Here is an 8,079-nt window from a genome sequence, read left to right on the forward strand (position 1 = left end):
GGCCACCACGCGCACGCCGACACAGTGGGAGCCACCAACGTTCTACGGGCCGGGCTGGTCCGTCGCAACGCCAACCCGGCATAGCGAGAAGCCCCGTCCTTCAGGACGGGGAGGAGTCACTTCAGGATGTTGACGGCCCGGGCGACCACCAGCACGACCGTCACCAAGGAGACCGAGGACTGCAGCATCATCAGCATCTTGGCCCACCGCGACAGCGGCATCACGTCGGTCGGGCTGAAGGCGGTGGAGTTGGTGAACGACAGATACAGGTAGTCCAGGAACGCCGGCTCCCAGTCCGGCGGCGCGGTCTGCGGGCTCTGCATCTGTACGAAGAGGAAGTCGGCGTACTGACTCTGGCCGCGGACCCGTGCCATCGGCCCGCCGCGGTCCCACTCCCAGTACCACAGGGCGAACACGATGACGTTCGTCAGCCAGATACCGCCGCCGGTCAGCAGCAGCGGCCCGGCCTCCGTCGCCGCGGTGCCGTTGACCAGACCCGCCACCAGCCGGACCGCCGACCAGCCGTTGGCCAGACTGATCACACCGGTCAGAGCCAGCCCCCACCACCGCAGCCACCGGGTGCGGGGTTCGACCCGCCGGGGATTCGCCGCGATCAGACCGGCCAGCAGCACCAACTCCAGGGCCGGCAAAGCCCAGTACGGATGGAAGGCGAGCCGGTGCGGCAGCATCCACTGCAGAGCGACCGCCACCAGGATCACCGCGGTCACCGCCCAGCGCGGCTCACCCCGCGTCGCCCGCCGCCACGCGGGCGCCACCTCACGCTCACCGCTCTCCAGCAGCCGCTCGATCCGCGCCAGGCGGCTCTCGGCATCATCCGTACCGTCACTCATGGCGACGATTGTCCTCGGCGAAGCCCGCCCCTTCGAACGGGCCCCGATACATTTGGCGCCGATGCCGACCAGCCCCACCAGTAGGCATCGACACCAGTACAAGGACACATGCTGCCGCCTCTGACATACACCCTCCGGACCCGCACCGACCGCGGCTGCTCCTGGACGGTCACCGCCACCGGCGCCGACGACACCGGCATGGTGCACCGGGGCCCGGGGGTGGCATGAACGACTTCGAGGCGATCGACCAACTGCTCGCGGCCGCCGCCGAACCCGCCCCCTCCCGCCGGCCGGACAACGGCGGGCCCCGCGCGCGGCCCTCGGCCTCTCGCGCGCCGAAGTGGCCCGCGCCCTCGGCGTGAGCCCGTCCACGGTCGCCGGCTGGGAATCCGGCCGCGACCCCAGCGGCGAGACCCGCGAGAAGCACGCCTACTTCCTCAAGGGCGCCGACGCGAAGATCACCGCCCGAGACACCACCGCCCCCGAGCCGGCATCCACCGCCCCCGAGCCGGCACCCGCCGGCCCGCACCACGAAGAGCAGGGCGAACTCACCACGCCGCAACCCTGCGTACTGTGCGGACACCCCGCCCTCCACGAGGTCGCCGGATACCCCCAGCACCTGGACCCCGCCGAATGCACCCAGGCCGCCCCCACCACCGCACCCGCCCCCACCACCGCACCCGCCCCCACCACCGCACCCGCCCCCACCACCGCACCCGCAAAACCCGCCGCGCGGCCGCCCGCCCCGGCGCAGCACACACCCCGCCCCGCCCCTGACGCCCCCGGCGGCCGCAGCGCGCCGCTCGTGCCCATCGGCCGCCGCGCCCAGAGCGCCGCCCAGCTCCCGGACCTGATCGGCGACGCCGTGAGTGCCGCACTCGCGAAGAACGCCGGCGACCTGGAAGCGGCCACCGCGGCCCTGCTCAAGCGCGCCATCCCGGACGCGATGGCGCTGCTGGACACCACCCGCAAAGGCGGCCGCTACGACATCGTGGCGCACCCCTGGATCCCGGACGTCCTGCGCAAGCAGTCCGCCCGCGGCGCGGACCAGATCTGGGAGGCCCGCCCGAAATGGACACGGCCCGAACTCCCCGCGGGACGACACGAGGTGACGGCGCTCGACATCAACGGCGCCTACCTCTCCGCACTCAAGACCCACCTGCCGATCGGCCAGCTGGAACACACCACCGGCCACCCTCACGACCGCCGCCGCGCCGGAGTCCACCTGATCACACCCCCGGCATGGGAGCACGAGCACACGCTCCCCAACCCCCTGGGCAGCAGGGACGAACCGGGCCCCCTGTGGGTCACCGAACCCACCCTGCGCCTGCTGCTGCGCCTGTCCTCCCCGAAGTACGGGCCCAGATCCACGAGTCGTTCACCTCCGGCGCGACGGAGAACCTCCTGGGGAAGTTCCGCATCGCCCTCAAGGACGCCAGGGACAGGGCGATCGACACCGACGACGAGGTGACCCTGGAATACGTCAAGGCGATGTACTCCAAGTTCGTGTCGACGATGGGGGAGTCGAACTACAACCGCGAGCTGTACCGCCCCGACTGGATGCACCTCATCCGCTCGCAGGCCTTCGCGAACCTCTGGACCAAGGCGTTCAAGGCGTACGAGGAGGGCCTCACCCTCGTCCGTGCGATGGGGCTGCCCCGCGCAGGTGGCGGGGGAGCGGGGCAGGAGAACGGTGCGGCCGGGAGGCCCGCTGTGCGCGCCCGGAACCGCGCACCTCCAACACGGCGGGCTTCCCGGGCGCACCCGGCGGCACGCCTCGGGCAGACCGTGGATCTGCCGCCGCAGTGCCGTCGAGCGGTGCGTCAGCGAGTGGAAGCAGTACCGCGCTGTCGCCACGCGGTGGCTGGTGCAGGGCATGCCAAGGACCCGCGGACAAGGCAGCATGTCACGGTGTCGTTGAGAAGGTGTTTTCGGCCCAGCCGGCGAACGACGTCCAGCGCAGATCCGGATGGGCGGCGTGCAGCGCCGGCAGGTCGACGCGGTAGCCGGGGCCGCGCAGGAACGTCCACATCGCTCGCATGTCGTCGTTGCCGATCTCGTTGAGCTGCACTTCGTTGTGGCGAACGGTCCCACCGAGTGCCGTGCTCAACGCGGCTGCCATGTCATCGGGTGTGGGGGCGTCACCGGCGAGCTCGATGCGCTGTCCGGCGAACGCGTCGGGCGCGGCGAAGACGGCGGCGGTGAACTCGCCGAGATCGGGGCGTGCCAGTTGCTGCAGCGGACGGTCCGGCGGCAGAGGCAGATCGAGCACCCCCTGGCGGATCCGGTCCTCGTCGCCGAGGGCGTTGTCGAAGAAGTAGGTGGGCCCCAGGATCGTGTAGGGCACCTCGCCTGCCGCCAGTTCCCGCTCGATGACGGCCTTGGTCTCGAAGTGCGGCACGCCGGTGTCCTGGTCGGCACCTGCCACGGAACTGAAGACCAGGTGTGGCACCCGAGCATGACGGGCGGCGGCGAGAATGGTCCGGCCCTGTGCGATCTCGGCGGCCGGTCCTGACTCGAAGGGCGTGGTCATCGCGAACACACCGGCTACGCCCCGCATGGCTGAGGCCAGGGACTCGCGGTCCATGAGATCTCCGCCCACCACCTCGACGTTGCGTGCGGCCAGACCCCGGGCCGAAGCGGATCGAGGGTTGCGGACCAGGCCACGGACGGCGGCGCCGCGGGACAGCAACGCGCTGACGACGGCGCCGCCCTGCCCCCCGGTCGCCCCGAGAACCAGCACCGACTGGTCGACATTCAAGAGGAAAGCTCCTTCCGATCGGCCCCTAAGGCCCCGCCGCTGGCGGGACCGAGCCGCTGGATCACTTCTTGCGATGCGGACGCACGGCTGCTCGTGGAGCATGCAAGCGTCCCGGTCCCGTTGCCGGTGAGGCGCGCCGTGCTGCCTGCCGACTTGCCTGCCGGGTTGCCTGATTCTTCGGCTGAGGGCAGCGTGGTCGGTATCGGCCGGCTGTCCTGGGAGGAGTGTGCTGTGGCCGTGATCTCCGATGGGGCGTCGCGGACGGTGTGGCCGCGGCTGCGCGTCGCCGACTGGACCGAGACCCGGGACACACTGCACATGTGGACCCAGATCGTCGGCAAGATCCGGCTGGCCCACGCGCCCCTGGTCAATCACTGGTGGCAGGTCACCTTCTATGTCAGCCCGCGCGGCCTCACCACATCGGCGATCCCCTACCGCTCAGGGGTCTTCGACATCGAGTTCGACTTCCTCGACCATCAGCTGCGTATCCGCAGCAGCGACGGCGCCGACCGCGGCGTGGCCCTGGAGCCGAGGCCGGTGGCCGACTTCTACCGCGAGACGATGCGGGCCCTGAGCGAGCTGGGAATCGAGACAAAGATCCAGGCGTCTCCCAACGAGGTGGACCCGGCGATCCCCTTCGATGAAGACGACCGGCACACTTCCTACGACCCGAGGGCCGCGCAGCTCTTCTGGCGGCAGTTGCTGCAGGCCAACCGGGTGCTGGGGGAGTTCCGCTCGTACTTCGCCGGCAAGGTGAGCCCGGTGCACTTCTTCTGGGGCGCCATGGACCTGGCCTGCACGAGGTTCTCGGGACGGGCGGCGCCGCCGCATCCCGGCGGGGCCCCGAACTGCGGTGACTGGGTGATGGTGGAGGGCTACTCCCGCGAGTTGAGCAGCTGTGGTTTCTGGCCCGGCGGCGGTGAAGAGGGAGCCTTCTACTCGTACGCCTATCCCGAGCCGGGCGGTTTCGCCGGCCACCCGGTCACCCCGGCCGACGCGTTCTACAACCCTGACTTCGGCCAGTTCCTTCTGCCGTACGAGGCGGTGCGCACTGCGGCCGACCCGGACCGGGCACTGGCCGGCTTCCTGCACACGACCTACGAGGCTGCCGCGGAACACGGCGGCTGGGACCGGGCGGCCCTGGAGGAGGACCCGAACCGGTGGCGACAGCGCCGGTAGGCGGACGGGCGCGGCACGCTCGCGTCGGGCGGCGGCGGTGGTGAAGCCGGGAAGCCGGGACACGTCCCGGCAGCGTGTTCAGGGTGCGGGCGTGTGTGGGATGGGTGCACTCTCGGTATGCGACCGAACGGGTTCGTACTCGCTGCTGTACTCCTGGCGGAGCCTGCGAGCCGAGGCGCCCTTGAGGCTGTTGACCAGCTTGGAGAGCTGCACCTTGGGTGCGCCTGGGGCGGATGGTGCACGAGAAGGAGCACATGGTCCTGTTCGCCGTTGACGACATGACGACCGGTGCATACATGGGGATTTGGATTCCACCGCGGTGAGATGGATCAAAAGATATGGTGATCGCGTGACTACGGAATGTGTATGGAGGAAGCGGCAGTTCGGGCACCGTGCCCGGCTCGCGCTGACCCCTGCCCAGGTCCGTGTCATCGACGACCAGGCGCACGTGTCCCGCACCATGTGGAACCTGCTCCACGACTGGTGGACGATGTTGCCGAAGCACAAGCGCTCCCTGGCGCGGGCGGACGCTGCGATCCGCCAGGCCCGCAAGGACCTCGACTGGCTCGCCGTCCTTCCCGCGCAGGCTGCCCAGGCGGTACTGAAGGCGTACTTCCAGGCGTGGAAGAACTGCTGGGACGGCCGCGCCGACGCGCCCCACTTCAAGTCCCGCATCCGCTCCGTCATGTCGGTGGACATCCCGCAGGGCCGGGACCTGAATATCGTCCGCGTGCACCGCCGCTGGGGCATGGTCAACCTCCCCAAGGTGGGCCGGGTCCGCTTCCGCTGGACCAGGGATCTGCCTGTGGGCAAGCGCGCCACCAAGGACAGTCGGATCACCGGCGCACGGCTGGTGAAGGGTGCGCTGGGCTGGCACATCGCCTTCCGCGTCCAGATCCTCGAAGTCGAACCGGAACCTCACCAGGGGGCCGAGGTCGGCATCGACGCCGGAGTGAACCTGCCCCTGGCCCTCTCCGACGGTAACCACTTCGACCACGGCCGCCCCGCCCGCCTCCCGGACAAAACTGCCGACCGCGACAAGTGGCTCAATCGCGAGGAGAAGGCCAAGCTCCGGTTCCTGGAGCAGCGCGCAGCGCACCGCAAAAGCTTCCGTAAGAAGCGCGAGCGCAGTTCGAACCGCCTGCGCAACACCTACGACCAGATCAAGCAGCTCCGCGCAACAGCCACGCGCCGAGCCGTTGACTGGCAGCACAAGACCACCACCCGCATCGCCGAGCAGTACGGCACGGTGGTGGTCGAACAGCTCAACATCACGAACATGGTCAAGTCCGCCCGGGGCACCATCGAGGAGCCGGGGAAGAACGTCGCGCAGAAGGCCGGCCTGAACCGTTCCATCGGCCAAGAGGCATGGGGCCGCATGGGCACGATGCTGATGTACAAGCTCGCCCATCGCGGTGGCACCCTCCACAAGGTTCCCGCCCCCGGCACCTCTCTGCGCTGCTCGGCCTGCGGCTTCACCACGCCCGGCAGCCGGGAGGGCCAGGCCACGTTCGTGTGTAAGAACTCCGGCTGCGGCTTCGAGGCGAACGCTGACTGGAACGCGGCCCGGAACATCTTGCACTTGTACCGGATTGGCCATGTGGCGATCCCGGCTGCCGGAAGGTGCAGTCGTCAGGCGCGGAAACGCGTCAAGCCCACCACCGCAAGGTAGGTGGGAATCTCCCGGCTTCAGCCGGGAGAGCACTTCAATGCAAGGAAGACGGCCAGGCCAGGCCTGCCAGCCTGCAGCGGACCGCACCCGACCCGGTGGCTAATGACGGTCGCTGACAGCGGACAGCTGGGATTCATGAAAGACGCCGCGCTTTACACCGAAACCAACCCAACCCGGTCCAGGACTGCTAGTGAGCCCTGGGGTGGAGCTCAGGCCTTGACGGGTGTCAGGGCAGGACTTGCCAGCTCATGCCGTCTCCTCCGGGGGAGGCGGGACGAGTTCAGGCGCCCGGCCGGCAGGCTGCCTGCTGCTGTCGGTGGCGGCCTTGGCGGTGGGCCACTGCGCCAGCGAGATCATCCCCGTCACCCGGCGGATGAGATAGAAGGCCAGCGGCAGTTCGACGCACGCCGCGAGCACCGCCGACAGCCACACCCCCGAGGTGCCGAAAGCGAGCGACACGTCGAACCACGCGTCGCAGATCAACAGCACCGCCGTCGCGGTCGCCGACACGATCACAGCGCGGTGCCGCAGCCACCCGAGCAGCGCCGTGGCCGCCATCGCGACCATGAGCAGGGCGTCGAATCCGACCCAGGTCACGCGCCACTGGCGGACCTCGTACACGGACGGCAGCGTCATCGCCAGCAGGACCGTCCACGGGACAAGACCGAGGGCGCAGACGGTGAGCAGCTCCAGCGTGTGGCGCCGGTGCCGTCGTATCCGTTCAAGCAGATCGGCCGCCGGTGCCACGGCTCCCTCCTGGGTGCTGGCTTGGGCGTCGCTCACGTCGGCTGCTCCGTTCTCGTCTGTCCCGGATCTCGTCTGTCCCGGACGGACAGCAGCGGGGGTGCTCCGCCGGCACCGGGCGGTCAGGTGTCCGGTGGTGATCCAGTCCGGAGCTGCCAGGCTAGCCCGCACCCGGCCCGCCCCGGCTCTGGGCCCCTGATGTGCCGTACGCCCGCAGCGGAGCTGCCGTCGTCCGTCAAGTCCCGAGTTCTCCTGTCACGTATTCCAGGGGCATGACTCCTTTCGTCCGCCGGCGCCTAATGGAGATGCGGGCCCGTTCAACAGCAGCTGGGCCCCCACCGAATGGCCGCGGATTATCAGGACTGTTCGGAAAACCCTGATCATTTCTCACGGAGGAGAATTCCCATGACCCGTACTTCCCGTACCCAGCGCCTTGTGGTGCTTGCCGCCTCGACCGCCCTGGCGGCAGGAGGCGCGCTGATACCCTCCAGCGCTTTCGCCGCCCCGGCGACGCCGCACACCGGGACCGTGGCCACGGTCGCGGCAAGTCATCAGGGCCATCAGGCCGCCGAGATCACGGGGCTGGTCAAGAACAGTACGACCACCACCACCAAAACGACGGTCAAGAAGGAACTGACCATCAACGGCCTCAAGATCACCACGATCACCAAGACGACCAAAATAACCAAGGATTCCGACGGCGTCGTGATCAAGAAGGTCGTCAAGATGACCAAGAATGTCAAGTTCATCAAAATCGGTGGAAACAACGGCAACAACAATATCGGTGGAAACAACGGCAACAACAATAATGAATAGCAGCCGCTAGGGCCGGACTGGGAAACGTCGTCCCCGGCGGTGCGGGGTGCGCGGTG

The 8,079-nt window shown here is 69.0% G+C and carries 6 protein-coding genes and 1 pseudogene; 4 read left to right on the forward strand and 3 right to left on the reverse strand.

What is annotated here, in order from left to right; genetic code table 11:
* Positions 1–116: 116 nt before the first annotated feature.
* A complete protein-coding gene (locus tag ACFVWD_RS56460) occupies positions 117–851 on the reverse strand; it encodes a hypothetical protein (RefSeq protein ID WP_389606831.1) in 735 nt (244 codons plus the stop codon).
* A 224-nt stretch (positions 852–1,075) separates the two neighbouring features.
* On the opposite strand from ACFVWD_RS56460, the pseudogene ACFVWD_RS56465 reads away from it, so the two are divergent.
* Positions 1,076–2,504: pseudogene (locus ACFVWD_RS56465) on the forward strand (multiprotein-bridging factor 1 family protein); the annotation flags it as partial.
* A 253-nt stretch (positions 2,505–2,757) separates the two neighbouring features.
* Here the strand turns inward: ACFVWD_RS56465 and ACFVWD_RS56470 are convergent.
* A complete protein-coding gene (locus ACFVWD_RS56470) occupies positions 2,758–3,612 on the reverse strand; it encodes an NmrA/HSCARG family protein (RefSeq protein WP_389606833.1) in 855 nt (284 codons plus the stop codon).
* A gap of 231 nt (positions 3,613–3,843) precedes the next feature.
* Between ACFVWD_RS56470 and ACFVWD_RS56475 the strand changes: the two genes are divergently transcribed.
* Both ACFVWD_RS56475 and ACFVWD_RS56480 read left to right on the forward strand, forming a co-directional pair.
* Positions 3,844–4,791 (forward strand): DUF5996 family protein, encoded by a 948-nt coding sequence (locus tag ACFVWD_RS56475; protein WP_389606834.1) that lies wholly within the window; start codon positions 3,844–3,846, stop codon positions 4,789–4,791.
* Positions 4,792–5,140: 349 nt separating this feature from the next.
* Positions 5,141–6,463: an RNA-guided endonuclease InsQ/TnpB family protein gene (locus tag ACFVWD_RS56480; RefSeq protein WP_389606836.1), complete on the forward strand. Its 1,323-nt coding sequence runs from the start codon at positions 5,141–5,143 to the stop codon at positions 6,461–6,463.
* A gap of 246 nt (positions 6,464–6,709) precedes the next feature.
* Here ACFVWD_RS56480 and ACFVWD_RS56485 read toward each other — a convergent pair whose 3' ends face one another.
* Complete coding sequence (locus ACFVWD_RS56485; RefSeq protein ID WP_389606837.1) at positions 6,710–7,246, reverse strand: hypothetical protein; 537 nt, start codon at positions 7,244–7,246, stop codon at positions 6,710–6,712.
* 366 nt (positions 7,247–7,612) lie between these two features.
* Between ACFVWD_RS56485 and ACFVWD_RS56490 the strand changes: the two genes are divergently transcribed.
* Positions 7,613–8,023, forward strand: coding sequence for a hypothetical protein (locus ACFVWD_RS56490; protein ID WP_389606839.1), 411 nt, complete (start codon positions 7,613–7,615; stop codon positions 8,021–8,023).
* The last annotated feature ends 56 nt before the right edge of the window (positions 8,024–8,079 follow it).

The sequence above is a fragment of the Streptomyces sp. NPDC058086 genome (assembly GCF_042885015.1).
Lineage (GTDB): Bacteria > Actinomycetota > Actinomycetes > Streptomycetales > Streptomycetaceae > Streptomyces.

Excerpts from the sequence above, each read along its gene's own strand:
- ACFVWD_RS56460 (WP_389606831.1), bottom strand. The coding sequence starts at position 851 with ATGAGTGACGGTACGGATGATGCCGAGAGCCGCCTGGCGCGGATCGAG.
- ACFVWD_RS56490 (WP_389606839.1), top strand. The coding sequence starts at position 7,613 with ATGACCCGTACTTCCCGTACCCAGCGCCTTGTGGTGCTTGCCGCCTCG.